The sequence below is a fragment of the Niabella hirudinis genome, from assembly GCF_051201075.1.
Classification (GTDB): domain Bacteria; phylum Bacteroidota; class Bacteroidia; order Chitinophagales; family Chitinophagaceae; genus Niabella; species Niabella hirudinis.
On sequence record NZ_JBPEHJ010000013.1, the window covers coordinates 84,443 to 110,119 of the forward strand.

At 45.4% G+C, this 25,677-nt stretch carries 21 protein-coding genes; 15 read left to right on the forward strand and 6 right to left on the reverse strand.

Annotated elements, in window-relative coordinates; translation table 11 throughout:
• Positions 1-22 precede the first annotated feature (22 nt).
• Positions 23-2,650 carry a DNA mismatch repair protein MutS gene (gene mutS / locus GGU45_RS19040; RefSeq protein ID WP_435227464.1) on the reverse strand — a complete coding sequence of 876 codons (2,628 nt, stop codon included), beginning with the start codon at positions 2,648-2,650 and terminating at the stop codon, positions 23-25.
• 110 nt (positions 2,651-2,760) lie between these two features.
• On the opposite strand from mutS, the gene GGU45_RS19045 reads away from it, so the two are divergent.
• The 4 genes from GGU45_RS19045 to ruvX all read left to right on the forward strand — a co-directional run bounded on the left by GGU45_RS19045 (position 2,761) and on the right by ruvX (position 5,566).
• Positions 2,761-3,330, forward strand: coding sequence for a putative outer membrane beta-barrel protein (locus GGU45_RS19045; protein WP_435227466.1), 570 nt, complete (start codon positions 2,761-2,763; stop codon positions 3,328-3,330).
• Between the two features lie 92 nt (positions 3,331-3,422).
• Entirely contained in the window at positions 3,423-3,950 is a 528-nt protein-coding gene (locus GGU45_RS19050) for an RNA methyltransferase (protein WP_435227468.1), read from the forward strand.
• Positions 3,951-4,147: 197 nt separating this feature from the next.
• Positions 4,148-5,083, forward strand: a complete 936-nt coding sequence (locus GGU45_RS19055) for a UbiA-like polyprenyltransferase (RefSeq protein WP_435227470.1) — start codon at positions 4,148-4,150, stop codon at positions 5,081-5,083.
• A gap of 66 nt (positions 5,084-5,149) precedes the next feature.
• Entirely contained in the window at positions 5,150-5,566 is a 417-nt protein-coding gene (gene ruvX / locus GGU45_RS19060) for a Holliday junction resolvase RuvX (RefSeq protein ID WP_435227472.1), read from the forward strand.
• A gap of 123 nt (positions 5,567-5,689) precedes the next feature.
• Here ruvX and GGU45_RS19065 read toward each other — a convergent pair whose 3' ends face one another.
• Together GGU45_RS19065 and folD are read right to left on the reverse strand one after the other, a co-directional pair.
• Positions 5,690-6,271 (reverse strand): 7-carboxy-7-deazaguanine synthase QueE, encoded by a 582-nt coding sequence (locus tag GGU45_RS19065; RefSeq protein WP_435227474.1) that lies wholly within the window; start codon positions 6,269-6,271, stop codon positions 5,690-5,692.
• Positions 6,272-6,510: 239 nt separating this feature from the next.
• Positions 6,511-7,479 carry a bifunctional methylenetetrahydrofolate dehydrogenase/methenyltetrahydrofolate cyclohydrolase FolD gene (gene folD / locus GGU45_RS19070; RefSeq protein WP_435227476.1) on the reverse strand — a complete coding sequence of 323 codons (969 nt, stop codon included), beginning with the start codon at positions 7,477-7,479 and terminating at the stop codon, positions 6,511-6,513.
• Positions 7,480-7,766: 287 nt separating this feature from the next.
• Between folD and GGU45_RS19075 the strand changes: the two genes are divergently transcribed.
• The 6 genes from GGU45_RS19075 to GGU45_RS19100 all read left to right on the forward strand — a co-directional run bounded on the left by GGU45_RS19075 (position 7,767) and on the right by GGU45_RS19100 (position 18,955).
• On the forward strand, positions 7,767-10,901 hold the full coding sequence (locus tag GGU45_RS19075; protein ID WP_435227478.1) for a SusC/RagA family TonB-linked outer membrane protein: 3,135 nt from the start codon (positions 7,767-7,769) through the stop codon (positions 10,899-10,901).
• A gap of 22 nt (positions 10,902-10,923) precedes the next feature.
• Entirely contained in the window at positions 10,924-12,423 is a 1,500-nt protein-coding gene (locus GGU45_RS19080; protein ID WP_435227480.1) for a RagB/SusD family nutrient uptake outer membrane protein, read from the forward strand.
• A 16-nt stretch (positions 12,424-12,439) separates the two neighbouring features.
• Positions 12,440-13,249 (forward strand): hypothetical protein, encoded by an 810-nt coding sequence (locus tag GGU45_RS19085; protein WP_435227482.1) that lies wholly within the window; start codon positions 12,440-12,442, stop codon positions 13,247-13,249.
• A gap of 555 nt (positions 13,250-13,804) precedes the next feature.
• Positions 13,805-16,966: a SusC/RagA family TonB-linked outer membrane protein gene (locus GGU45_RS19090; RefSeq protein ID WP_435227484.1), complete on the forward strand. Its 3,162-nt coding sequence runs from the start codon at positions 13,805-13,807 to the stop codon at positions 16,964-16,966.
• A 26-nt stretch (positions 16,967-16,992) separates the two neighbouring features.
• A complete protein-coding gene (locus tag GGU45_RS19095) occupies positions 16,993-18,564 on the forward strand; it encodes a SusD/RagB family nutrient-binding outer membrane lipoprotein (RefSeq protein WP_435227486.1) in 1,572 nt (523 codons plus the stop codon).
• Entirely contained in the window at positions 18,521-18,955 is a 435-nt protein-coding gene (locus tag GGU45_RS19100) for a DUF3467 domain-containing protein (RefSeq protein WP_435227488.1), read from the forward strand. Before GGU45_RS19095 ends, GGU45_RS19100 begins: the two co-directional genes overlap by 44 nt.
• Positions 18,956-19,121: 166 nt before the next feature.
• Here the strand turns inward: GGU45_RS19100 and GGU45_RS19105 are convergent, their stop codons facing one another.
• On the reverse strand, positions 19,122-19,508 hold the full coding sequence (locus GGU45_RS19105; protein WP_435227490.1) for a hypothetical protein: 387 nt from the start codon (positions 19,506-19,508) through the stop codon (positions 19,122-19,124).
• Positions 19,509-19,561: 53 nt separating this feature from the next.
• Positions 19,562-20,167, reverse strand: coding sequence for an ankyrin repeat domain-containing protein (locus tag GGU45_RS19110; RefSeq protein ID WP_435227492.1), 606 nt, complete (start codon positions 20,165-20,167; stop codon positions 19,562-19,564).
• A 199-nt stretch (positions 20,168-20,366) separates the two neighbouring features.
• On the opposite strand from GGU45_RS19110, the gene GGU45_RS19115 reads away from it, so the two are divergent.
• A complete protein-coding gene (locus tag GGU45_RS19115) occupies positions 20,367-21,401 on the forward strand; it encodes a hypothetical protein (protein WP_435227494.1) in 1,035 nt (344 codons plus the stop codon).
• Here the strand turns inward: GGU45_RS19115 and GGU45_RS19120 are convergent.
• Positions 21,391-21,990 (reverse strand): hypothetical protein, encoded by a 600-nt coding sequence (locus GGU45_RS19120; protein ID WP_435227496.1) that lies wholly within the window; start codon positions 21,988-21,990, stop codon positions 21,391-21,393. The two genes, GGU45_RS19115 and GGU45_RS19120, sit on opposite strands and share 11 nt — an antisense overlap.
• A 168-nt stretch (positions 21,991-22,158) precedes the next feature.
• Here GGU45_RS19120 and GGU45_RS19125 point away from each other — a divergent pair, with 168 nt between their 5' ends.
• The 4 genes from GGU45_RS19125 (at position 22,159) to lysA (ending at position 25,582) form a co-directional block, all read left to right on the forward strand.
• Positions 22,159-22,320: a phosphodiester glycosidase family protein gene (locus GGU45_RS19125; RefSeq protein WP_435227497.1), complete on the forward strand. Its 162-nt coding sequence runs from the start codon at positions 22,159-22,161 to the stop codon at positions 22,318-22,320.
• A 140-nt stretch (positions 22,321-22,460) separates the two neighbouring features.
• On the forward strand, positions 22,461-23,342 hold the full coding sequence (gene atpG, locus GGU45_RS19130; RefSeq protein ID WP_435227499.1) for an ATP synthase F1 subunit gamma: 882 nt from the start codon (positions 22,461-22,463) through the stop codon (positions 23,340-23,342).
• A 76-nt stretch (positions 23,343-23,418) separates the two neighbouring features.
• The gene (scpB, locus tag GGU45_RS19135; protein ID WP_435227501.1) at positions 23,419-24,306 is read left to right on the forward strand and encodes an SMC-Scp complex subunit ScpB; all 888 of its coding nucleotides are present in this window, start codon (positions 23,419-23,421) and stop codon (positions 24,304-24,306) included.
• 64 nt (positions 24,307-24,370) lie between these two features.
• Positions 24,371-25,582 carry a diaminopimelate decarboxylase gene (gene lysA / locus GGU45_RS19140; RefSeq protein ID WP_435227502.1) on the forward strand — a complete coding sequence of 404 codons (1,212 nt, stop codon included), beginning with the start codon at positions 24,371-24,373 and terminating at the stop codon, positions 25,580-25,582.
• Positions 25,583-25,677: the final 95 nt, after the last annotated feature.

Sequence of the window (25,677 nt, forward strand, 5' to 3'; positions counted from 1 at the left end):
GTTATACGCAACAACCCCGCCATTATTGGATCTTCGCCTTGATTTCCTGTAATTTCAACAATGCTTCCACAGGCGTTAGCCGGTTAATATCAATATCAGCCAGGGCTTTGCGGATCTGGTCAAAGGTTTCGCTGTGTGCATCAAAGATCGAAAGCTGAAACTTGGGGGCATTTACATCTTTGATCTTTTCTTTTATTGTTCTCGGATCTTCATCTGCCTCGTTTACATGTTTGTTTTCCAGCTGGCTTAATATCTCATTGGCCCGCCGGATCAGTGCGGGGGGCATGCCGGCCATTTTGGCTACGTGGATCCCGAAGCTATGCGTACTGCCGCCCCGGGCCAGTTTGCGGAGAAAAATGATCTTATTGCCAACCTCCTTATTGGTGACATGATAGTTTTTTACCCGCTCCAGTTTTTCCTCCAGTTCATTCAATTCGTGATAGTGTGTTGCAAACAGGGTTTTGGGCTGATGGGGTGATTGATGCAGATATTCTGCGATACTCCAGGCAATGGAGATTCCATCGTAGGTAGAAGTGCCCCGGCCGATCTCGTCCAGCAGCACCATGCTTTTGTCCGTAATGTTATTGATGATGGAGGCGGTCTCGTTCATCTCCACCATAAAAGTACTTTCGCCCCCGCTGAGGTTATCGGAGGCGCCTACCCGGGTAAAAATTTTATCGGTCAGCGATATTTGCGCTTCCGTGGCCGGTACAAAACTTCCCATATGGGCCATCAGGGTAATGAGTGCCGTCTGGCGCAGCAGCGCCGATTTACCGCTCATGTTGGGGCCTGTAAGAATAATGATCTGCTGTTCTGTTTTATTCAGCTCCAGGTCGTTGTGTATATAGGTTTCCCCAACCGGCAGGTTGCGCTCGATAACCGGGTGCCGGCCTTCCTTTATGCTCCAGGTGGCTGCCTCGTGCAGGGTAGGTTTTTTGTACTGGTAGTGAATGGCATTGTGGGCAAAACAGCCCAGACAATCCAGAACGGCGATGAGGTTGCCATTGGCCTGGATGGGGGCCAGGTAGTCAGACAGTTCATTCAGCAGCTGGTCGTACAATTGCAGTTCGTGCTGCAGTATCTTTTCTTCGGCGCCTGTGATCTTTTCTTCATATTCCTTTAGTTCCGGTGTAATATAGCGCTCCGCGTTGGCCAGCGTCTGTTTACGGATCCAGTTTTCGGGTACTTTGTTCTTATGTACATTGGTTACTTCCAGGTAGTAGCCAAATACATTGTTGAATCCTACTTTTAAGGAACTGATGCCGGTTTGCTCAGCCTCCTTTACCTGAAGTTGTGTAAGGTAGGCCTTGCCATCCCTGGAAATGGTACGCAGCTCATCCAGCTCATGCAGGATGCCGTTTTGGATGACACCGCCCCTGATGATGGTAGCAGGAGGCAGCTCAACGATTTTCCTGAAGATTTTTTCTGCAATAACGGGGCAGGGATTTAGGGCATCGCCCATCCGCCGGAGATAAGGATTGGTCTGGGCCAGGCAAAGCTGTTTAATGAGCGCTACCTGTTGCAAACCGCGGGCAAGCTGCAATACTTCTCTCGGGTTGATTTTTTTAGTGGGAATTTTAGCTACCAGCCGTTCAATATCGCCACAGAGTTTGATGGATTGCATCAACGCCTGCCGGAGTTCCGGATCTTTGATCAGGACTTCCACCACATCCAGCCGCTCATTTATTTTATGCAGGTCAATCAACGGAAAAATGATCCATCGTTTCAGCAGGCGGGCGCCCATGGGTGATACCGTATTGTCAAGAACCTTCAGCAGGGTGTGATTATCGGCAGATCCACCGGCCAGTTCCAGGTTCCGGATGGTGAACTTATCCATCCATAAAAATTCGTTTTTGTGGATGCTGCCAATAGCGATGATATGCTGCAGGTTGGGATGTTCCGTGTCTTTGAGGTAATGGATTACGGCACCGGCGGCAATGATGCCGTTCTCCAGGGCGGCAATGCCAAATCCTTTCAGCGAATGCGTCTGAAAGTGTTTCAATAAAACATCCTCGGTATAATTCTTATCAAAGATCCATTCGTCCAGCGTGTAGATATAGGTTTTACTGCCAAAATATTCTTTGTATTTCTTTTGCTGGTGCCGCTGAAAAATAACTTCGGCCGGGCGAAAGCTTTGCAGGAGCTTATCGGCATACTCACGGTCGCCCTCGGCTACAAAAAACTCCCCGGTAGACAGGTCCAGGAAGGCCAGGCCAAACTGGTCATTATCTGCAAAATGAATACCTGCCAGGAAGTTGTTGCTGTTATGTTCCAGCAATTTGTCGTTAACCGCTGTACCGGGGGTCAGCATTTCCGTAACGCCTCTTTTAACAATACCCTTGGCCTGTTTGGGATCTTCCAGCTGATCGCAGATCGCCACGCGGTAGCCGGCTTTTACCAGTTTGTGCAGGTAGGTGTCCAGCGAATGATGCGGAAACCCCGCCAGGTCCAGCGATGCTGCTGCTCCGTTGTTCCTTTTGGTGAGGGTGATACCCAGCACCTGGGACGCGATAACGGCATCCCGGCCAAAGGTCTCATAAAAATCGCCCACACGAAACAGCAGTATAGCATCGGGGTATTTTTGTTTGATAGCCTTGTGCTGCTGCATGAGCGGGGTATCCTGCGGGTTGTTATTTTTAGCCTTTGCCATGGAGCGCAAAAATAGGATAAACCGCGTTTATCAATAAACAGATTGATTTACAACCACATTTACCCGTTGTGGCATAATTGTTGGACCTTAGTTCTCAAAATAAGAGGTTTATGAAAAAATTATTGCTTTCAGCCGTAGCGTTTGCTACGATGGCATTAGCTGCGCAGGCGCAGACGCAGAAGGGTTATTACATTATCGGCGGTAGTATTGCCAATGTAAGTGGAAACACAACAGAAAAAAGTTTTAAGTTTAACCTGTCGCCCAAGGCTGCATGGTTTATACAGGATAATGTTGCATTAGGAGGAGAAGTACGTTTTGGGGTTGATGCCGGAAGGGGCCGGGGGCCATCTTTTAATTATTTTGTAGGCCCCATGGCGCGGTATTATTTTGGCGAAGATCAGGTAAGCCTGGTAAAACAGACCCGCTTTTTTGGGGAAGCCAATGCCGGAATAGGAGGAACCAACGGGGGCGGCAATTCCACCAATGGCTTTGAAGGCGGTATTGGGCCGGGACTGGCTTATTTTGTAACCGAGAACGTGGCGCTTGAGTTGTTAGCCAAGGCCAATTTTATAACCGGCGCTGGTAATAAAAGTGCGGCTTTTGCACCCAGTTTGAGCCTGGGTTTTCAGATCCATTTGCCCGGGTCCAAACTGAAACAGGTACGGGAGGATATGCGGTAACTGATCCGCAGTGTATATAATTTGCAGGCCGCCCCGGACATTCCGGGGCGGTTTTTATTGCAGAATAACAGCTATCCGTTTATTTTTGCGCCATGCGAAAGTTGAGTATGGATGAGTTGGGGCGGAAATCGGTAGCGGAGTTCCGGGAATCTGAAAAGATGCCGATCATCGTTGTGCTGGAGAATATCCGCAGTGCCTATAATGTTGGCAGCGTTTTCAGGACCAGCGATGCCTTTTTAGTTGAAGCTATCTATATCACCGGTTATTCTGCCAAACCACCCCATAAGGAAGTGAAAAAAACGGCCCTGGGAGCGGAGGAATCCGTTAGCTGGCAGCATTTCGCCAATGCGGAAGATGCTATTGCCGCATTGCGACTGGATGGTTATAGTGTATGGGCGGTAGAGCAGGTAGCACAAAGCAGGAAATTGCATCAGCTGCAATGGGATGGACAAACAAAAATTGCCGTAGTTTTTGGAAACGAGGTGAGCGGGGTGGAGCAGGCAACCATTGCATTGTGCGACGGCTGCCTGGAGATACCGCAATTAGGTATGAAGCATTCGCTTAATATTGCTACAGCAGCGGGGGTGGTACTTTGGGAGCTGGTACGTATAAAAGTTTAACGTTAGCTTCGTTTTGGTGCCTGGTGTTCTTCTAATGGTTAGGGAGTGTTTCACGTTTAAAGTTTAAGGTTAGATCTGATGTTCTCTTGGAGTTTAGGGCAGGATTCCTGATCCCCGATTTTCAATTCTCAATTCCCTATGCTCAAAGCTAAACAGAGCCTGCTTGCCGGTTGCCTGAAGAACCCTACATTTGCCGAATGTCTGTTACAAAGAATTACCTGAGTCTTGTAAAGTTTTCACACACCATTTTTGCTATGCCTTTTGCATTTATCGGTTTTTTCCTGGGCATCCGGAGTATGGATATCAGCGATCAGTCGCCCAATGCCACCGGCATCCTACCCACCATGTGGAACAAATCCCTGTATCTTTTCAGGGAAAAAGGCTGGCTCTTCCTCCTTGTATTATTATGTATGGTTTTTGCCCGTAATGCGGCTATGTCCTTTAACCGTTACCTGGATCGCAGGTATGACGCGCTAAACCCGCGCACGGCGGTACGGGAAATACCTGCCGGAACCCTCTCTGCCCAAAATGTATTGTGGTTTACCATATTGAACAGTGTATTGTTTATTGTGGCTGCTTATTTTATCAACAGTCTTTGTTTTTATTTATCGCCTGTTGCATTGCTTGTTGTATTAGGATACAGTTATACCAAACGGTTTACGGCTTTGTGCCACCTGGTGCTGGGCCTGGGATTATCGCTGGCCCCCATTGGCGCTTACCTGGCGGTTACGGGAGTGTTTGATACCCTCCCGGTTCTTTTTTCCTTTGCTGTTCTTTTTTGGGTGAGCGGATTCGATATTATTTATGCTTTGCAGGATGAAACCTTTGACCGCTCTAATGAATTGTATTCTATACCCGCGGTACTGGGGGGCAGGAAGGCGCTCCGGGTGTCTGAATTCCTGCACCTGTTAAGCGCTGTAGCTGTTATTGCGGCAGCCTTTAGAGGCGGGTTCGGAATGCTGTACTGGGGTGGGGTAGCGGTGTTTGTGGGGATGCTGGTTTACCAGCATAGTATTGTAAAACCCGGAGATCTGCGCCGGGTGAACCTCGCTTTTATGACGGCCAATGGCATTGCTTCGGTGGTGTTTGCTGTTTTTGTGATCGCTGATATGTTTTTCAGGTTCCGTTTTTAAGGTTACAGATAGACGCTCCATTCTGCTTTCTCATTCATAATTTTACATTTCTTATTCTATATTTTAATGTCCAGGATTATAGCTATCGATTATGGTTTAAAGCGTACCGGTATTGCAGTAACGGACCCCATGCAGATTATTGCCACGGGACTAACGACTATCGACTCGAGGGAGCTGATTCCTTTTCTGAAAAAATATTTTCTGCAGGAGCCGGTGGAAAAAATCATCATCGGTGAGCCCAAAAACTGGGATGATACAGACACGCATGCCACGCCGCTGGTAAAAAAAGCCATCAAAGAAATTAAAAAGCATTTTCCGGATCTTCCCCTTGAGGGGGTCGATGAACGGTATACCTCCAAAATGGCGAAGGATGCCATGCTGGAAATGGGGCTGAAAAAGAAGGAGCGCAGAAACAAAGCCCTGGTAGACGAGATTGCGGCTACCATTATATTGCAGGAATACCTGGGCCGGACGGGTGTTTAGGTTATTGTTTAAAGTTTAAAAGCTTCAGGTTGTTCGGTATCAGGCCGGCTATTGTTGTAGCATTAAAAGAATCTGTGTTTCCGCGTTTCAGTGGCATTAATATAGAATCTGAATGCTGGCAACTCAAGGCACATTAATATACTTATGGATCTGCAAGCTCAGTTCCCATTGGGGATGTTCCTTAATATAGTCAATAATAAGCGGCGTCATTTGGGCGGCTTTGCTCCATTCCGGCTGCAGGTAGAGTTTGCATTCCGGCGATACCTGTGCTGCAAATTCTTCGCCCCAGGCAAAATCCGTTTTATTATAAACGATAACTTTTAATTCATGGGCCATGGGCAGGATGCCGGGCAGAGGTTGTTTGAATTTTTTGGGAGAGAGGCAGATCCAGTCCCACTCGCCCGACAACGGAGCCGATCCGGATGTTTCAATATTGGTGGCAATCCCGTTTTCGCGGAGCGCTGTTGTGAGTGGCAGCAGCGGGTGCAGCAACGGTTCGCCTCCGGTGATCACGGCCATGCGGGCCGGCGTTTTTTTAACAGCCTCAACAATATTGGCTAAGGGCCATTGCGGATGAGCATCAAACGGCCAGCTCTCCTTTACATCGCACCAGGTGCATCCCACATCGCATCCTCCCAGCCGGATAAAATAGGCCGCTTTGCCCTGGTGGTAGCCCTCGCCCTGGATGGTATAAAAATGTTCCATCACCGGGTAGGTGCCGTTAAATATTACTGGGGCGGTATCTGATGTCTGATGTCTGATGTTTGATGTTTGATGTCTGATGTTTGATTTCTGATTTCTGATTTCTGATTTCTGATTTCTGACAAAACCTACTAATATACGAAGGACCCGGTTAATATTGAACCTCAAACTTCAAACAAGAAACAGCGAACAGTCCATCGAGAATAAAAACGGATCTAACGTGAAACCTTGAACTTTAAACCTTAATTGCGCTCATCACAGGCCTTAAAAGTATTCTTCATTAAAGCTGCGATGGTCATGGGGCCTACGCCTCCCGGAACCGGTGTAATAAAGCTTGTTTTGGGTGCTACATTTTTAAAGTCCACATCACCCACCAGGCGGTGGCCCGATTTTTTTGTAGCGTCTTTGATCCGGGTAATACCCACATCAATTACAACCGCTCCTTCTTTTACCATATCGGCTTTAACAAATTCGGGGATGCCAATAGCGGCAACAATAATATCTGCCTGCAGGCAAATTTCCCTGAGGTTGGTTGTTTTTGAATGGCAAAGGGTAACGGTGCAGTTGCCGGGGTTAGTATTATTGCTCAGCAGGATGCTCATGGGGCGACCAACGATATGGCTTCTACCAATCACCACGGCGTGTTTTCCCTTTGTTTCGATCTTATGATGCTCCAGCAGCAGCATAATTCCATAAGGGGTGGCGGAAACGTAGGCGTCTTTTTCTCCCAGGGTCATTTTGCCGATATTCACCGGGTGAAACCCATCCACATCTTTAGAAGGATCAATGGTTTCAATCACTTTTTTCTCTGAAATATGTTCCGGCAGCGGTAATTGTACCAGGATGCCGTCAACGTCCATATCTTCATTGAGTTCTTCTATTTTCTCCAGGAGTTTAAGTTCGGTAACGTCTTCGTCAAAGTGGATGAGGGTTGATACAAAGCCAATTTCATTGCAGGCCTTCACTTTAGAGGCTACATAGGTTTCGCTGGCGCCGTTATTACCCACCAGGATGGCCGCCAGGTGCGGCACTTTTTTACCCGTAGCGGCGCGTTGGGCCACATCAATTTCAAGGGTATCCAGGATCACTTTTGCTGTTTCTTTTCCGTTCAGTAGTTGCATAGGCTGCAAACCTACATAAAGTTTGGGAGCGGGGATAAAAATTTTATCCCGGTGGGCAAAAGGCTGCCGGGGGTAAAAACTTGTTGACATATTTTCAAAATACGGGTTGATTTTGATCAATTTTTTTGATAATATTCAATTTTTTTGATTTTGTATAAATTGATAAGAATCAATTTGTAAGGTTGTTTAAGCAACTAACGGTCGGTATTTTAAAGAATATTTTTATAATGAAAGGTTAAAAAAGAATAAATTAACTGTTAAAAAAATGTATTTTGCGGGCTATGAGGGTTGACGATGCTTATTTGACTAACAACTGTTTAATGAAACTGTAACCTTCAAAGAATTGACTAAATAAATCGATTAACAAAAAAAAGTACATGAGAAAAATTGTATTGCTCTTGACAATGCTTATGGCATTTTCTGCTATTGCTTTTTCGCAAAAAATGCCCGTAAAGGGACAGGTTACCGATGGATCAGGAGGAGCTCTTCCTTTTGCTACAATTAACGAACGGGGAACCACCAATTCGGTTGCTGCCGATGTTTCAGGTAATTTCCAAATTGAAGTAAAAAAGGGGGCATATCTGGTTGTCTCTGCAACAGGTTTCGAACCGCTTGAATTAAAAGTGGAAGGAAACGGCCCTCTGAATATTGTGCTGAAAGCTGACAAAAGTCAAGTGGCGGAGGAAATAATCATTACGGCGTATGGCTCCACCCGGAAAAAGGCATTTACAGGAACGGCCTCTACGATTGGATCGGAATCGATTAAGAATCTTCAGGTTAGTTCCGTATCTAATTTATTACAGGGCCAGGCAAGCGGCATTTTGGCAGTAAATTCAAATGGCCAACCTGGGCAAAATGCAACAATAAGGATCAGGGGAATAGGATCCGTGAATGCTTCATCGGACCCCCTTATTTTGCTTGACGGAGCTCCTTACGGAGGAAATATGAATAGTATTAATCCCTCAGATATAGAGAGCATCACTGTTTTAAAAGATGCATCATCAACGGCCCTGTATGGATCAAGGGCTGCTAACGGGATACTGCAGATTACAACAAAGCAGGGACGAGGGAATACCAAGATTCAGGCATCTGCGCTGGTTGGATCATCGACAAGAGCCGTTCACGATTATGACTATGTCAATGCTGAGCAAATTTACCGCCTCACCTGGGAGGCGCTCAAAAATGAGGCGTTAGCCAATCCTGGCTTAGTTTCAGGCATCGGTGCTGCTTCTGCAGGAGATTATGCATCAAAAGTGGTTGTGAGCAAACTGGTGTATAATCCTTTTGGGGTAGCACAGCCGATAGACGCTAATGGAAACTTGGCGAGTGGTGTCAAAACGCTTTGGAATGAAGATTGGACAAAGCAATTGCTTGAAACCGGTCTTCGAAAAGATTTTAATCTTTCAGTATCGGGCGGCAATGAAAAAAACCGGTTTTATATTTCCGGACAGAGTCTCAATGATCAGGGACTTGTAGTTACTTCTAACTTTAAACGTTATAATACGAGATTAAAGCTGGATAGTAAAATTAACAGCTGGTTAACGACAGGCGTAAATACAAGTGTGTCCTATTCAACACAGTCCTATCCAGCTCAGGGGGGCTCTTCTTATTCTAATGCAATTGGATGGATAAGAGGAACCTCCAGCATATTTCCTGCTTATCTGCTAGACCCTGCTACCGGGCAATATACGCTGGATGCCAAAGGGGAGAAAATTTTTGATTACGGAAATAACGGACCATTAAAAAGGCCTTATGGTACGGGAAGTAATGCGCTGGGGGCGTTAAAATTAAACAATACTTCCTATGACCGGTTTATTACATCTGTTATAGGATATGGCGAAGCACAGATTATTAGTGGGTTGAAGTTTAGAACCCAATATGCTGTTGACTACTATGTGTATTCAGGAGATCAGTATTATAACCCATTCCTTGGTGATGGCGCTGCTTATGGCGGCCGAAGCAACAAGGAAAGGGATATTACCACCTCACAGACGTTTACAAATACGCTGACTTACGATAAAAAGATCGCCGAAATCCATCATATCAACGCCATTGCGGGGATGGAAGCATATAAATACCGTGTACAAAATGTGATAGCTGAAAAACGAGGATTTACCTTCCCCAATGTTACTGAATTGGACTATGGCGCCAATCCGGCAACGGCTTCGTCATCGGCCTATAACAACAGGATGGAAAGCTATTTTGGCAGATTAAATTATGACTTATTAGACCGGTACCACCTGTCGCTTTCCGCGCGAACAGATGCTTCGACAAGATTTGCCGACAGTGTGAGATGGGGCGCCTTTTATTCTATAGGCGGTTCCTGGAACATCGATAAAGAAGCCTTTTTTAACGCACCCAGTGTTAATGAATTAAAACTAAGGATTAGCTATGGTACTACTGGTAACCAAAGCACTTCAGGCTACTTTCCTTACTTAGGTTTATACAGTGCCGATTGGAACCTTGCCGATTATGCAGGTTCCGTTGTGTCTTCTGTTACGAATGGTGATTTGACTTGGGAAAAGCAAAAAACATTGGACATCGGCCTTGATTTTGGTTTGTTTCGGGATAGAATTTCCGGATCAGTTACCTATTTTAACCGGATTTCAGACGACCTTATTTTTGATAAACCCTTACCTCCATCAAGTGGGATCAACAATGTTACCGCAAACATAGGAGCGGTTAAAAACTCGGGTATTGAAATTGATTTAACAACAAAGAATATCGCAAGTCCATCAGGGTTTAACTGGACAACCAGCCTGAATTTTTCCAAGATCAAAAATAAGATAACCAGATTACCGCAGGAGTCGGTTCCGGGTTCAAATTATAGTAACCTGATTGTAGATGAGTCCTTATATAACTTTTATATCAGGGAGTATGCAGGTGTAGATGCTGCAGATGGAAGGCCAATGTGGTATAAGGACGTAAAAGACAAGGATGGAATCATTACTGATAAAATTCCTACTAAAACCTGGTCGGAGGCTACCCGGTATTATAAGGGAAGTTCACTGCCGGATTGGGCGGGAGGTATTACCAATAATTTCTCTTATAAAGGGTTTGATTTATCGGTCTTGATTTCGGTAAGTTATGGAGGGAAAGTGTATGATGGCGACTATGCGGGACTCATGTACAGCGCTACTGGGTTATCTTACGGGTCCAACTGGACAACTGATATTCTTAACAGGTGGCAAAGCCCCTCTAATCCGGGAGATGGAAGAACCCCCAAATTAACGGCAGATGCTACAGACTATCAGGCTACCAGTGTCTCAACACGTTTCTTATTTGATGCAAGTTATGCGCGGGTGAGAAATATTACTTTGGGGTATAATATACCCAAAAGGATTTTAGAGCGTGCTAAAATTGAGGGCATCCGGTTCTTTGTAAATATGCAAAACCCTTTTACTTTTTCGGCACGTAAAGGATTGGATCCTGAAGCCGGTTTAAGCGGTGTTACAAATAATACCTCTGCAATATATAAAACGGTTTCAGGCGGTGTGAATATTCAATTATAATTTTTTATAAAAAAGAATTAATATGTTTTTAATAACAAAAAGGCGTGTTGTTTTAGTGATGCTGTTGATCGCTATTTCGGCTGCATCTTGTAAGAAGAGTTTTTTAAATGAAGTAAAACCTGCCGATGGTTCTTTAGATCCTACGGTTATTTTTGGATCTAAAGCCGGCGTTGAAAATGCGCTGACCGGTATCTATGGATTACTTCGTGAATTTTCGAGTTCAGATGCACGACAAAATATGTATGGAGTAAAGTCCTGGCAATTTACATTTGAACTGCATGGGAATGATTTATTCTCCGACCCCGGAAACTGGTGGCTGTATGAGTCTGCCTGGACAGACAATACCTATGGGAGGATAGCCACTGCCGCCAGAAATAATACAACCTGGCAATTGTTTTTTAAAGTAATCAACAATGCCAATAGTATTATTAAGAATATATCTGCTGTCCCTGAAGGAGAATCGGTAAAGAATCAGTTAATGGCCGAAGCAAAGGCTTTGAGAGCGTATGCTTATTTTAATTTATGCCGGACCTATCAGTTTAGTTACGCAGTGAACCCCGATGCAAAAGCAGTGCCCTTATATTTTGAACCCACCGATGCCAATACCTCGGGTAATCCTCTGGCAACTCTTAAGGAAATATATGCTGCTATTGTTGGAGATCTGGATTATGCAGTAGCCAATCTGCCTACAACCCGGTCATCCAAATACCGTATCAATAAAAATGTAGCCGCAGGGATTTTAGCAGAAGTGTACCAGGAGATGGCAATGAGTGACCAAACACTTTGGACCAAAGCGCTCGACAATGCGAACTTGGCAATGACCGGCTTCCCTTTAATGGACACAGATGGGTACAAAGGCGGTTTTAATAGCGTTTCAAATAACGAGTGGATGTGGGGGCTGATCTTTAATGCATCTCAATCTCATCTGTATGCAGGTTGGTTTGGTTATATTGAGCCTACTAATACGCCTAATGCTTCTTTCAAAGCGAGGTATAATGATATATATGTGAACTCCAGTTTCGTGTCGCTATTCAGTGCAACGGATATGCGCAATTGTTTTATAGGAGCACCTGATCAAAGTGCGTCTTCACCATGGAAAAGATGGGTGACTATTAAATTTCGGGACAATGCTTCTCAGTCTGGTGATTATGTATTGATGCGGTCTGCAGAAATGCATCTTATAAAGGCGGAGGCATTGGCACAAACGGGACAGCTAAACCCGGCAAAGGATGAATTGTTTGCTCTGCAATCGCAAAGAGACCCTGCAGCATTAAAATCAGCTACAACGGCCAAGGATGATATTATTGATGAAATATTGCTTGAGCGGCGAAAGGAGCTGTATGGTGAAATCGGGGTAATGTACTTTGATTTAAAACGCTATCAACATCCGTTGGAGCGTGATGGAAATCACTGGAGTATGTTAAATATTCCAGCTAATAATAATAAATGGCGCTGGCAGATACCACAGAGCGAAATAGATGCAAACGAGGCGTTGAGTGCTGCCGATCAAAATCCTTTATAGACTAAAATAATTTATTATGAAGTTAGGTATAACTAAAATTGTTTCTTTTATTTGTATGGCGGTTGTTTTGATAATTGCCTGTAAACGGAATAGCGAGCTAAACAAGCCAACTACCAGGGCTGAATTTTTGTCTGCATCAGGAACTTACGCCATTAGGAATGATCCTTCATCTAAATTTAAAATACCGGTTGGACTTACCAATGTTACTTCAGAAGACCGGACAATTAGCTATACTGTGTCTTCTCCATCCGGAGCGACAGCAGGACAACAGTATAATATTGTTAAAAATGGATCGGTTGTTATTCCTGCAGGCAGTGCTGTGGATTCTATCGAAGTGGATGGGCTTTTTTCCGGATATACTTCGCGGGGAAAGGACACATTGATTTTTAATATAACAGGGGGAACAGGTGTGACTCCTTTTAGTGGTGCAAGCACGTATACTTTAGTAATGCAAAAATTTTGCCCGCTTGTTATGTCGGATTTTTCCGGCGATTTTGTGATTGTCCAGGATGATTGGAAGGATTTTGCTATTGGGGATGTTGTAACACTTAAGGTAAGTGGCAATACTATTTACTTCCCATATCCTACCGATCTTAGTCACAAGGATTTGCCCATAGTAGTAAACCCAAATACCTTTGCAACATCTGTTGCTAAAACGGTGATAGGGGGATACAGCGTGTTCGATGCCACACTATACTCGGCTGCCAGTGTCAGTTCAACTTCTAATGTAGTTGTTCCCTGCGATAAAACCATTAGTGTGAGACTTAATTTTACAGCGGGAGAGGATGACTACGGGAATTATGTTTTAAAACTGAGAAAAAAATAGATATTCTTTCCTGGAATTTGAAAACGGCCGCCGTCATTGATGGGCGGCTGTTTTTTTATGAGGTATGTCCAGCAACTATTTTGAAAAATATTGTATGTATGTTAGGATGCTGTCAAAAAATGGAATTTAAGCGCCACCGGCAAGCAGCTTCTTAGAATTCTATATGCTTGAGGCGTAAAATGGCATCATCCTTATCCTATGAAAAATAAAAATAGTACACTTCCTGTTGTATCGGATACATCAGACAACTACATCGTTATATTTGATTTTGCTATTATTTTGTGATTTTTCAAAAAAAACTGCTTGATTTGAATCAATTTTTTGATTTTTTCAAATAATAGCTATCTAAATGCAATTTATTGTAAATCAAACAAAAACGTTAGCTATGCAACTATTTCGCTTATTAATTAACGACTGTTAGGGTTTTGTAAAGGTTAAAGGTATATCAACAATTTGTTAAAACGTTGTACTTTGCATAGTTATTTCGGCAGAAGTAAAGATGTATCAACCTCGCTATGATTGACTAAAGTTTATTCTATTAACAAAAAAAAATCCATGAGAAAACTTGTAATGCTATTAGCACTCATTACCTGTTCCATGCTGGCCTTTGCACAAACGAAGGCCCTGACAGGTACCGTTAAAGACGAATCGGGAAATGCGATTCCCTTTGCGACCGTTTCTGAAAAAGGAACAAAAAACGCCGTATCCGCAGATGCCGAGGGCAACTTCAGCATCAATGCAAAGCCCGGTGCCCAACTGCAAATTTCTGCTGCAGGGTTCGAGGAACAGGCCATAACGGCCACAGCCACCCCGATGAGCATTGTGCTTGCGGGCGGAAAAGACCAAACAATCAGTGAAGTGGTGGTGACGGCCCTGGGCGTATCAAGAGAAAAGCGCGCACTGGGCTACGCTACCCAATCGCTGAAAGCAGATCAGCTGGTTGAAGCCGCCAATACCAGCTTTGCCGGCGCCCTTCAGGGTAAGGTTTCCGGGGTCGACATTGTACCATCCAGCGGTATGCCGGGCGCCTCCACCCTGATCACCATTCGTGGCGCGCGCTCATTTACAGGCGACAACTCTCCGTTGTATGTAGTAGACGGGATGCCGATTTCCTCCGGGCCAGACCTGGGCACCGGCAATAGTGTTACTGGTACCGACTATGCAAACAGGGGCGTGGATATTGATCCTAATGATATTGCCAATGTTGAAATACTGAAAGGACAGGCTGCTTCTGCGCTTTACGGTATCAGGGCATCTAATGGTGTGGTTTTGATTACCACTAAAAGCGGAAAAGGCGCTGCAAAAGGAAGACCGCAAATCACCTTTAACTCCACCGTGAGTTTCGACCGGATATCCCGGTTCCCGAGCGTGCAAACGACCTATGCACAGGGCTCAAAAGGTGTTTTCAACCCTACTGCTTCTACTTCTTACGGACCTAAGATTGAGGATCTGCCAAAGGACCCTAAATATGGTGGAGAAACAGATAATGACTACACCGCTGCCGATGGCAAACATCCGGGGATGTATTACGTGCCGCAGCGCGCCAGCGCAGGGTTGGACCCCTGGGTAACCCCCGCGGTTTATGATAACATAAAAGAGTTTTTTAATACAGGACTTACTTTTAATAACTCTATTGGAGTAGTGAACGCCACGGACCAGGGCTCTTATGCATTAAGCCTGGCCGCCACCAACCAAACCGGTATTGTACCAAAAACCGGAATGGACCGGTACAATGCCAAATTAGCGGCGGAAACAAAACTGTCCGATCATTTTAAAGCCGGGTTTAGCGGTAATTTTGTCAACTCCAATATTAAAAAGGCACCCTCTGCAAATGACGGGTTGATTGCAACTATTTACCCCGCTCCTGCAAGCTACGATCTGGCGGGTATTCCCAGCCATGCTGAAGGTGATTTATATACGCCGGTTGGCTACCGAGGCGGATCATTTGTGAACCCTTACTGGGGTGTTAATAACAATACGTTTACGGAACAAACCAACCGTTTCTTTGGAAATGGTTATGTGATGTATAATACAAGGTTTAACGACAAAACAACCCTGGATGTAAAATATCAATTGGGAACCGATGCTTATACCACCAATTATGAAGACATCTGGGGCTTTGGCTCCCCATCCAGAGCGTCTAATATTACGCAGTATAGTTTTACGAACACCGGCTTTAATTCATTATTAACCGGGAACCTGAAATGGGACCTGAGCAACGATTTCAAACTAAACGCCCTGGTGGGAAATGAGTTTGTAAACCAGGTTACGAATTATAAATCGCAATATGGTCAGGACTTTGCTTTTGGCGGGTGGAACCATATAGACAATACCGGTACTAAAGATGCCACGTCAACATTTACCAAATACAGAACTGTTGGTACTTTTGCCAACCTTTCATTGTCGTATCTGAACATGCTGTACCTGGGATTAACCGGCCGTTATGACCGGGTATCTTCCATGCCTTCAAAAAACAGGGATTTCTTTTACCCGTCTGCCTCGCTGGGCTTTGTATTTACCGAACTGGCAGGGCTTAAAGGCAACGATGTGCTGAATTATGGTAAACTGCGCCTCTCCGTTGCGCAGGTTGGCCAGGCCGGAACTTTCCTGCCTAATTATTATTCAATCCCATCCTATGGCGGCGGTTTTTATAGCGGTACGCCCATTTTTTATCCTATTGGAGAAGGCTCGGTTAAAGCCTATATTCCCAGCACCACCATTTACGATCCTAACCTGAAACCTCAGAATACCAATTCTTATGAAATAGGGGCAGACCTGAACTTCTTTCACAATGTAATTGAGCTGAACTATACCTACTCCCGGCAGAATGTAAACGACCAGATCTTTGCTATCCCACTGGCAGGATCTACAGGTGCCAATAATTTCATGACCAATGGCGGTAAAATTCATACTAATGCGCATGAAGCCACGATTACTGCAAACATTATCCGGCAGAGCGATCTGGAATGGAGCCTTGGGGTGAACTTTTCAAAAATTGATAACTACGTAGATGAGCTGGCTCCGGAAGTGGAAAGTATCTTCCTGGGTGGGTTTACCACGCCCCAGGTACGCGCGGGTATTGGCGATAAATTCCCGGTTATCTATGGTACCAAGTTCAAGCGGAATGATAAGGGACAGGTCATCTATGGAGAGGATGGCATTCCTTTGGTGGGTGAAGACGGCGTGATTGGGGTAGCTGCGCCTGATTTTATTCTGGGCGGTAATACCCGGCTCCGGTACAAAAACCTCACATTGACATCTGTGGTGGAATGGAAAAACGGCGGCCAGCAATACAGTGGTACCACCAACCTGCTGGATAACTATGGGGCCAGCAAGTTAACGGGGGATGCAAGAGCGAAAAATGAGGTGGTACTGAAGAATGTTGTAAAAGAAGACGGTACCGTTGGTGATATTAAAATAGAAGGATATAATAATATACAAACCTATTATCAAACGCTCAACTCCATTGATGAAAGCAGCATCTATGGAAGTTCCTTTGTGAAGTTAAGGGAACTGGCGTTAAGGTACCAGGTGCTGAAGAAAGCCCGGTTGGGGTTAGCGGTAAATGGCTTTGCCCGCAATATCCTGCTGTGGACGAATAACCCGCAGTTAGATCCGGAATCTACCCAGGGGAATACCAATATGGCAGGCGCTTTTGAACGGTTTACCTTACCCCAAACCACCAGTTTTGGTATTGGCCTGAACCTGCAATTCTAACTAAACTCTAATTTAAAACAACGAAGATGAAAAAAATAAATATTTTTAATATCATCATGGTCGCTGTGGTCGGTTGCCTTTTGACTTCCTGCTCCAAGAAGGCGATGGATGAAGTGAACAGGGACCGGAATCATGCCCAGGATGTACCGGCACGGTTTGTCTTGACAGATGCAATGACAGCTACGGCGTTTAGTGTAGTAGGAGGCGATGTTTCCTTATATGCATCCATTTACCTGGAACATGAAGGCGGGGTTTGGAACCAGGCCTACCAATCCGAAAACCGGATCACACAGCCTACTTCCGCCACCACCTATAATAATAGCTGGGATGGGGTGTACAATAACATAAAGGCGCTCAAAATTGTGGTGAGCAAAACATCACAGGGCGGATCAGAAGAAGGTAATGAAGTTACCGGGGGGATCGCAAAAGTGCTGCTGGCTTATAACCTGGGCGTTTTAACCGACATGTACGGGGATGTGCCTTACCAGCAAACCGGTATTATGAATGAGGATGGTACTCCCAAATACATGCAGCCCGCCATTGATAAACAATCGGACCTGTACACGGAAATTCAAAAATTACTGGACGAAGCCATTACGCAATTGGCAGGTTCGGACGGGTCTATAATTGAAGGAATTGAAAGCAATCCCAGCCAGGACCTGATTTATGGTGCTGATGCTGAACGGTGGACTAAGGCCGCATATGGCTTAAAAGCCCGGTACCTGATGCACACATTAAAGGTTTCCACAGATGTAAATGGCGACTTAAATAAAATTCTGGGTTATGTAGATAAGTCTTTTGCGGATGCTTCAGAGGAGATGAAATTTGATATGTATGACGGGTCTTCAAACATCAACCCGCTTTATGGTATCTCCAATTCGAGAGATATGCTTGGCGTAAGTAAAAGTCTTGCTACGAAATTCAAAAATATGAATGATCCAAGAGGCAGCCAGTTATTTGTTACCTATGCCGGCAAATTGTTAACGAATGATGCAGCAATCACCAGCGGAGTGCCAAATGGTGAGGCAGAGCAGGTGCAATACACCTACCCGATTGCAGTAGTGGATTATGCTTCAACGGCTCCAACTCTGTTATTGAGTTATCATGAACTGCTGTTCCTGAAAGCAGAGGCCCTGGTTCGTCTAAACCGCAATCTGGAAGCATCGGCACCGCTTCATGATGCCATTGTTGCAGCCTTTGCCAACCTGCAAAATTCAATTGAGTCAGGTGGGGCGGGTTTTGGTGTAAAGGTAGCCCCGAACCTTTCGGAGAGCGTAGCTGATAACTACTTTACCACAAGTGTTTTGCCCCGTTTTGCACAGAATGCGCTGAAGGAAGTGGTATTACAAAAATACCTGGCATTTTTTGGTGCGTCCGGGGAATCAACAGAGGCTTTTAATGATTACCGCCGGTTGAAGGCCCTGGGCCAGGCAGATTTTATCGGGCTGGCAAACCCGCTGAATGCACAGAATAAGTTTCCGCTTCGTTATACTTACGGAAACTCTGATGTAACGGCCAACCAGGCTATTAAGGCTGCCTTTGGAGACGGCAGCTATGTGTACACAGAAAACGTTTGGTGGGCAGGCGGAAGCCGCTAAAACCAGCGAAATAGTTGAAGACGCCGCTCCGCTTTTTGGGGGTGGCGTCTTTTTTATTACCTTCGTTTCAAACCCGGATAAAATGAATGATCAACAACCCAACCAGTTAAATATAGAGATTTCAGAGGAAGTAGCGGAAGGCACCTATGCAAACCTGGCCATTATTACCCATTCTATGGCCGAATTTGTGATCGACTTTGTAAATGTAATGCCGGGTACCCCCAAGAGCAAAGTAAAATCGAGGATCGTTTTTACACCCCAGCATGCCAAGCGTTTTATGAAAGCGCTGATCGATAATGTGGAGAAATTTGAGGCCACACAGGGTGTGATCAAAGACCTGGATGAAGTGGCATTGCCGGTGAATTTTGGCGGCCCTACGGCGCAGGCGTAAATTTTTGTTTCAGGTTTAACGTTCAATGTTGAATGTTCGGTGCTAACAGGATTCAAATGTTAACGAGGAATAGGAAATAGCAAGTGGGATTGAGCAACAGGCATCCCCGAATGTAAGTAAACGCGGATTTAACGTTGAACCTTGAACACGAAACCTCAAACAGTGGTTACCGTCTTCCGGGGCGTATATGTGTTTCCGTTCCGGGCTTCGTCAAAGGAGGATCCGGTTTTTGTTTGATCCAGATGGTAATATCCCGGGTCATCTTGGGATTATTCTTTAGTGTTATGGTTACTGCTACTTTTTTTACAGAAGGCTCATCGGGCAGTACCAGGCTATTGCCGTCAAATTTGCCATAGTCGGAACTGAATTTCAGCTCCTTTTGGGTCATAGGTCGCCAGCTGCCATCGCTCATTTTACCATCTACATTAATATAATTGTGTGTGCCCTTCTTCAGACTATCCGTATACAGGTTAAAATGAATACTCTCAATTTGTTGCGCTTTCAGGGAAAGCGTAGTCATCATTAATAACAGGATACCGCTGATCTTTTTCATCTTCCATAAAAAGTTTACTCTTTTGTATGACGACCCGAAGTGGTGAAAGGTTGTTATGGAACCTGGGCCCCGGCCGTCTCAAGGAGAGCGCCTATTTTTTTATACTCCAGGCGCTGCGCGTGCGCAAGGGGACTGATGCCTTTTTTATCGGGGAGGTTTACATCGCAGCCACCGGCAATTAATGCGGCAATAACCGGGGCATGTGTATCGTCACCTTCGCCTAAAATAATAGCCTCCAGCAGGGCCGTCCATCCCAGGTTGTTAACATGGTCGATGGGAAAGCCGGGTGTTGCGGCCAGCAGTTTTACGGTTTCTAAATGGGCTTTTTCGGCCGCCGGTATCAGGGCCGTACCGCCGTAACGGTTAAAAATGGTAAAATCGGCGCCGTGTTGCAGACAGGCGTTCACCACACTGGTATAGCCCTGCGCACCGGCATACAGGAAGGGTGTGTTGCCCACCTGGTCCTTTGCGTTCACATTTGCCCCGTGGCCGATCAACAGCAGTGCGGTTTCGGTATCCTTTTTATACAAAGCATAAAGCAGGGCCGTTTGTCCCTCCGGATTGGTACGTTCGAGGTTGGGATTGCGGCTAAGGGCCTCTTTTATATACCCGGTATGGCCTTCACTGATGCATTTGAAAAGATCGATTGTTGCTTTCATCCTGTTTTATTTGAACCTGGTTTTTTTGCGCAAAATTACCGGGTGCAATAGTAAGCTGTTTTAAGCATACGCAGTGGCTGTACCGGTCCTGAAAGGTCTGTTTTTTTCACTGGGTTTAAGTTTGATTGCAACTTCGGTACCGAACGTTTGTTTTTTATGTCGGGCCTGTTTTTATAGTTTTTATTGCGAACTTTGGAATATGCGGGTATCAAAAAAAGATGCGGACGTAATTCTGAATGCTATCGACCAATGGGAAGCAGCGCAGGCGGTTGATGCGGAGAAGGCCGCGCAGTTACGAAACTCTGTTAATGTTCATAAGGACGACCTGGGCTCCTTTACATTTTATGCGTTTGTTGCAGCCGTATCCTGCGCCATTCTTGCATTTGGAGCTATTGTGCTGGATGAGAAATGGATTGAACGGATGCGGCGTTTCTTCGCCTTTTCAGAGGTATTGATTGGCGGAATCTTCCTGATACTTTCTGTGGTATTGATCTGGTTTGCCGGAAAGCGAAAGCAGAAATTCCCCGATGCTTCGCTGAGCAACGAAAGCTTTAATATACTGGCGGTGTTGAGCCTGGGAGTGGCCATTACCTATCTTACCCGTAGCCTGGGAGAAGGACACCGGTTTTACGGCCTGGTTGTATTTGTACTGGCCCTCAGTTATGTGGCCGTTGCCCGCTACCTGAAGTCGGGGCTTATTTGGGTATGTGCTTTGCTGGCATTGGTGGTAAGCTGGGGCATCCAAACCTGGGAATGGTCCGGGCCGGCGCACGATTATTTTCTGGGGATGAACTATCCCCTGCGGATGACCCTGCTGGCCGGCTTGCTGCTGGCGCTTGTTGGTTTTTTGCGTAAGCAACAGGTTTGCAAGATGCCCTTTTATGAGATTACGGTCTATTTCCTGTGGATATTCTTTTTGCTTTCCGGACTGTTTTTGTCCGTATCCGGCAACCTGAGTTATGATCTGTGGAGCAATATCCGGCAGGGGCGTTTATTTCCCTGGGCACTGGGATATACTATTTTGCTGGCAGGGCTGATCGTCGTTGCCTATAAATGGAAGGATGCTGTTTTTAGAGATCTGGTGTTGCTGTTTTTCCTGCTCAATATTTACACCCGGTATTTTGAATATTTCTGGGATAAGACCAACAAGGGTATTTTCTTTGCGCTGCTGGCGCTCTCGTTCTGGCTTATTGGCCGCAAAACGGAACAGATGCGGAAGCGGCTCAAAACATGAACCCCAATCCTAAAACGGCTCCGGTTACCGTATGTTCCCCATATCGCTGCGCTTTAAAATTAAGAGAGGGAACAAAAGAAATAAAGTTGCTCAGATAAAATTTATAGGCCGCCCCCAGTTTTAAAAACGCGCCGCCATTCAAAAAAGGTTTATGTTCGGCAACACTAACACTTAAGGCCGGAGCGTAACCGGCGTTTATAAGAAACAGGGCGCCATTAATACTGTTGCGGGGGTAATACCGCAGGTCGGCAAACACGGGTAGGGTGCTGATTCGGGCGCTTTTTGCAGATGTATCGGTTACCGGGTAATAGTTATAGTTGGAGTACTGGATACCAACGCCCACGCCTACGGAGAACTGGGGGTTAACGAAATAGCCATTGATCGTATGAAGCTCAAATCCTGCCTTAAACCGCGCATTCCCGTCATTAAGCATCGCAGAGTCGATAGAACGCATCACCTGGATCTCAGCGGGTGTCGTAATATTGAAATATCCTGTTTCCTGTTTGGTTTTTAAGGATTGCCCCTGTGTAACGAGGGTTACGGCAAGAAGCAGTTGAAATAGCAGCGCACGGCTGGTTAACTGTAGCATGGTCAATCGTTTAATGGTCAGTAAGGTACAAAATGGTCAATACGCCCGGCAACAGCTATATTCCCCCGGGTGTATCAGAGATACGCGCAGTTTTATTTAAAAACAGTCTGTTTATGAGAATAACAACCCCGTATTAAAGTTACATTATAGTTTTCTTTAATCAAAATAATGGGGCAAAAACATTGCATTTCCATCATTAATTTTGATGGTGGTGGTTCCTCCACTTTGTGGACCCGGAAAAGAGGGGTGATTAATCATCCCTCCGACAATAAAAAATGGGATCATGCAGGCGAGCGATCGGTTGCTAACGTATTGTATTACAGTAAGTAGTTTGTTTTTTGGTCGAATTTATCCGCCCTTTTTCCACAAGGTGTTCAATTTACTGCGTCCAGATGTGGAAATCTGGCGATTAGCGCTTACTTTTGCGCCTTAAAATCACGGGTATTCAGCATTAAAACAGTCAGAAAACTATGGCAGGTCAGTTAAAAGAGGTTCGTAATCGCATCAGTTCGGTACAAAGCATGCAGCAGATCACCAAGGCAATGAAAATGGTAAGTGCTGCAAAATTCCGCCGTGCGCAGGATGCCATCGTTCAAATGCGGCCGTATGCGCAGAAATTACAGGAAATGCTGAGCAATATTGTAAGCAATAATGATGGAGACACTGAAATGGCGCTGGCTGCTGAGCGCCCTGTTGAAAAAGTGCTGATCATTGCTATTACCAGCGATCGCGGATTGGCCGGCGCTTTCAATACCAATGTGGTTAAGCTGACCCGGTCGCTGATCCGTGAAAAATATCAAAACCAGTTTGATAAAGGAAATGTGACGATCTGGAACCTGGGCAAGAAGGGTTATGAGGCGCTGACCAAGTTAGGGTATAAAACAGATGATACCTATAAAGATATTTTCCTGCAACTCTCTTTTGAGAATGTGCAGAAAATAGCAACAGAAGCCATGAAGGCTTTTGAAGAAAAGCAATTTGACGCCGTTGAAATTGTGTACAGCCAGTTTCGGAATGCGGCTACTCAGATTTTTACGGTGGAGCCGTTTTTGCCGATTCCCAAAGTGGAGAAAAAGGAGGGGGTGGCAAAGGCCGACTTTGTTTTTGATCCCAATAAAGAAGACCTTATTGCAGAACTGATGCCCAAGATCCTGAATACACAGCTGTTTAAGGCGGTGCTGGATTCCAATGCTTCGGAGCACGGAGCGCGGATGACCTCGATGGATAAGGCATCAGAGAACGCCAATGAAATGTTGCGTAATCTTAAGCTCTCTTATAACCGTGCAAGGCAGGCTGCTATTACTACCGAGTTAACGGAAATAGTAAGCGGCGCTGCTGCATTGCAGGGATAATCAGGTTTGAGGTTTGAAGTTTTTGGTCTGATGTTCAAAATCTCAAACTTCAAATTTTTAACATCAAACTCTCGTCATGGAAATTACCGGCCTGATCCCCCATATTGAAGCGTTGATCTTTGCAAGCGACAAGCCGCTGACCCCGCTGGAGTTAACGGATCTGCTTAACAGCGCTTTTGGCTTTATGGAAGACAAGATCACGCTGGACCAGGTGGAAGCATCGATCGGGGGCATTGTAGAAAAATATGATTCGGAGTTTTATCCGTTCGAAGTGCGTGTGAGCGGCGGCGGCTGGCAGTTCCTTACCAAAAAAGAGTATCATAAAACGGTGGCACAAATCAATGGCGACAAGTTTATGAAACGCCTGTCGCCGGCAGCGCTGGAAACTTTGTCGATTATTGCTTACAAACAACCGGTAACTAAAGGAGAAATTGAAGCCATCAGGGGCGTAAGCGCCGATTATGCCATTCAGAAACTGTTGGAGAAGGAACTGGTCATTATCAGCGGTCGTAACGAAAAGCTGCCCGGTCATCCGCTGGTATATGCCACATCAAAAACGTTCATGGATTACTTTGGTATCAATTCAGCAGAAGAATTGCCCAAAATAAAGGAAGTGCTGGCAGAACAGGAGATTTTGCCAACACCGGTGGATGAGGAAGGTAATGCCATTGCACCGGGCAGTTTAGCCGGTGATGGCGGTCATCCGCTTGTTGTTGCCGGGAATGGCGAGTTGATCGAAACCGCAGGAACAGACGCCGAAACAACTGTAGAAACGGCTGCATTCCCTGAAGTCGGAGACGAAACGATGTCAGACGGGCAGGGGGGAACGCCGGAAACCGGGATAACGGAAGCCGCTGGAGCCGGGGAGGATGAATCACCGGCTGAAGGTGAGGCAACAACCGGGGAAGCGGCAGATGACGAAGAGCAAAAGGCAGACGATTCGGAAAAGCCGGAGGGAGAATAACTGCTGCCCCGGAATATTATTTTTATGTAGCAGTATTTTTACTGCTTTTTTTGTAAATACCATTATGAGCGAACAATTAACAAACGAACAGCTGATCCAAATTGCAAAAGAATTTGGGACCCCCGTATATGTGTATAATGCGGATAAGATCGAAAAACAGTACCAGCGATTGTGTACTGCTTTTGAAGGCGGGCGGGTAAAAATATTTTATGCGGCAAAGGCGCTCACGAACCTGAGTGTGCTTCGGTTTATTCACAGGCTGGGAGCAAATGTTGACTGTAGTTCTATCAATGAAGTAAAACTGGCCCTGCAAGCGGGTTTTGAGCCTTCAAGGGTATTATATACCAGCAATGGTATTCATTTTTCTGAAATTGAAGAGGCTTTAAAACTGGGTGTATTTGTAAATATTGATAGTCTTTATAATCTTCAAAAACTGGGTGAAAAATATGGTGGGCAATACCCGGTGGGAGTAAGGCTGCGTCCGAATATTATGGCCGGCGGTAATCTCAAAATATCAACGGGACACGACCGCAGTAAATTTGGGATCCCTGTAGAGCAGTTGCCCCAATTGCAGGAGCTTGTAAAAATCTATGGTATCCGGATCCAGAATCTGCATATCCATACCGGAAGCGACATAAAAGATGCCGACATTTTTATAAAAGGAATAGATGTATTGTTTGACATTATTCCGCATTTTCCGGACCTGAAGTCGATCGACCTGGGCGGTGGATTTAAAGTGGGGTATAGGGAAGGTGATCCGGTTATTAATATTGAAGAACTTTCTCAAAAGGTTTTGGCAGCCTTTGACGCCCATGATACTGCCCGCGGACTGGAAATATGGTTTGAGCCGGGTAAGTTTATGGTAAGTGAATCGGGATACCTGATTACTTCCGTTAATCTGTTGAAAGAAACAGCGGCTACTACATTTGTGAGCATCAACAGCGGTTTTAATCACCTGATCCGTCCTATGTTTTATGATGCGTATCACCGGATTGAAAACCTGGGTAATCCTGGTGGTGCGGTGAAACCTTATTCTGTTGTGGGCAATATTTGCGAAACGGATACATTTGCCTGGGACCGGCCATTGCCGGAAGTACGGGAGGGCGACCTGCTGGTATTCTATAATGCCGGCGCCTACGGATATGAAATGGCTTCTACCTTTAATTCGAGATTCCGTCCCGCTGAAGTAATCGTTCGTAAGGGGAAGGCGCAACTGATCCGCAAAAGCGATACGCTGGAAGACCTGACCCGTAACCAGGTGGTGGTGGATTTCTGATTTCTGATTTCTGATTTCTGATTTCTGATTTCTGATTTCTGATTTCTGATTTCTGATTTCTGATTTCTGATTTCTGATTTCTGATTTCTGATTTC

What these genes read in the sequence shown, in the direction of transcription:
- mutS (WP_435227464.1), bottom strand. Translation starts at nt 2,650, where the DNA reads ATGGCAAAGGCTAAAAATAACAACCCGCAGGATACCCCGCTCATGCAG.
- GGU45_RS19045 (WP_435227466.1), top strand. Translation starts at nt 2,761, where the DNA reads ATGAAAAAATTATTGCTTTCAGCCGTAGCGTTTGCTACGATGGCATTA.
- GGU45_RS19050 (WP_435227468.1), top strand. Translation starts at nt 3,423, where the DNA reads ATGCGAAAGTTGAGTATGGATGAGTTGGGGCGGAAATCGGTAGCGGAG.
- GGU45_RS19055 (WP_435227470.1), top strand. Translation starts at nt 4,148, where the DNA reads ATGTCTGTTACAAAGAATTACCTGAGTCTTGTAAAGTTTTCACACACC.
- ruvX (WP_435227472.1), top strand. Translation starts at nt 5,150, where the DNA reads ATGTCCAGGATTATAGCTATCGATTATGGTTTAAAGCGTACCGGTATT.
- GGU45_RS19065 (WP_435227474.1), bottom strand. Translation starts at nt 6,271, where the DNA reads ATGGAACATTTTTATACCATCCAGGGCGAGGGCTACCACCAGGGCAAA.
- folD (WP_435227476.1), bottom strand. Translation starts at nt 7,479, where the DNA reads ATGTCAACAAGTTTTTACCCCCGGCAGCCTTTTGCCCACCGGGATAAA.
- GGU45_RS19075 (WP_435227478.1), top strand. Translation starts at nt 7,767, where the DNA reads ATGAGAAAAATTGTATTGCTCTTGACAATGCTTATGGCATTTTCTGCT.
- GGU45_RS19080 (WP_435227480.1), top strand. Translation starts at nt 10,924, where the DNA reads ATGTTTTTAATAACAAAAAGGCGTGTTGTTTTAGTGATGCTGTTGATC.
- GGU45_RS19085 (WP_435227482.1), top strand. Translation starts at nt 12,440, where the DNA reads ATGAAGTTAGGTATAACTAAAATTGTTTCTTTTATTTGTATGGCGGTT.
- GGU45_RS19090 (WP_435227484.1), top strand. Translation starts at nt 13,805, where the DNA reads ATGAGAAAACTTGTAATGCTATTAGCACTCATTACCTGTTCCATGCTG.
- GGU45_RS19095 (WP_435227486.1), top strand. Translation starts at nt 16,993, where the DNA reads ATGAAAAAAATAAATATTTTTAATATCATCATGGTCGCTGTGGTCGGT.
- GGU45_RS19100 (WP_435227488.1), top strand. Translation starts at nt 18,521, where the DNA reads ATGTGTACACAGAAAACGTTTGGTGGGCAGGCGGAAGCCGCTAAAACC.
- GGU45_RS19105 (WP_435227490.1), bottom strand. Translation starts at nt 19,508, where the DNA reads ATGAAAAAGATCAGCGGTATCCTGTTATTAATGATGACTACGCTTTCC.
- GGU45_RS19110 (WP_435227492.1), bottom strand. Translation starts at nt 20,167, where the DNA reads ATGAAAGCAACAATCGATCTTTTCAAATGCATCAGTGAAGGCCATACC.
- GGU45_RS19115 (WP_435227494.1), top strand. Translation starts at nt 20,367, where the DNA reads ATGCGGGTATCAAAAAAAGATGCGGACGTAATTCTGAATGCTATCGAC.
- GGU45_RS19120 (WP_435227496.1), bottom strand. Translation starts at nt 21,990, where the DNA reads ATGCTACAGTTAACCAGCCGTGCGCTGCTATTTCAACTGCTTCTTGCC.
- GGU45_RS19125 (WP_435227497.1), top strand. Translation starts at nt 22,159, where the DNA reads ATGGGGCAAAAACATTGCATTTCCATCATTAATTTTGATGGTGGTGGT.
- atpG (WP_435227499.1), top strand. Translation starts at nt 22,461, where the DNA reads ATGGCAGGTCAGTTAAAAGAGGTTCGTAATCGCATCAGTTCGGTACAA.
- scpB (WP_435227501.1), top strand. Translation starts at nt 23,419, where the DNA reads ATGGAAATTACCGGCCTGATCCCCCATATTGAAGCGTTGATCTTTGCA.
- lysA (WP_435227502.1), top strand. Translation starts at nt 24,371, where the DNA reads ATGAGCGAACAATTAACAAACGAACAGCTGATCCAAATTGCAAAAGAA.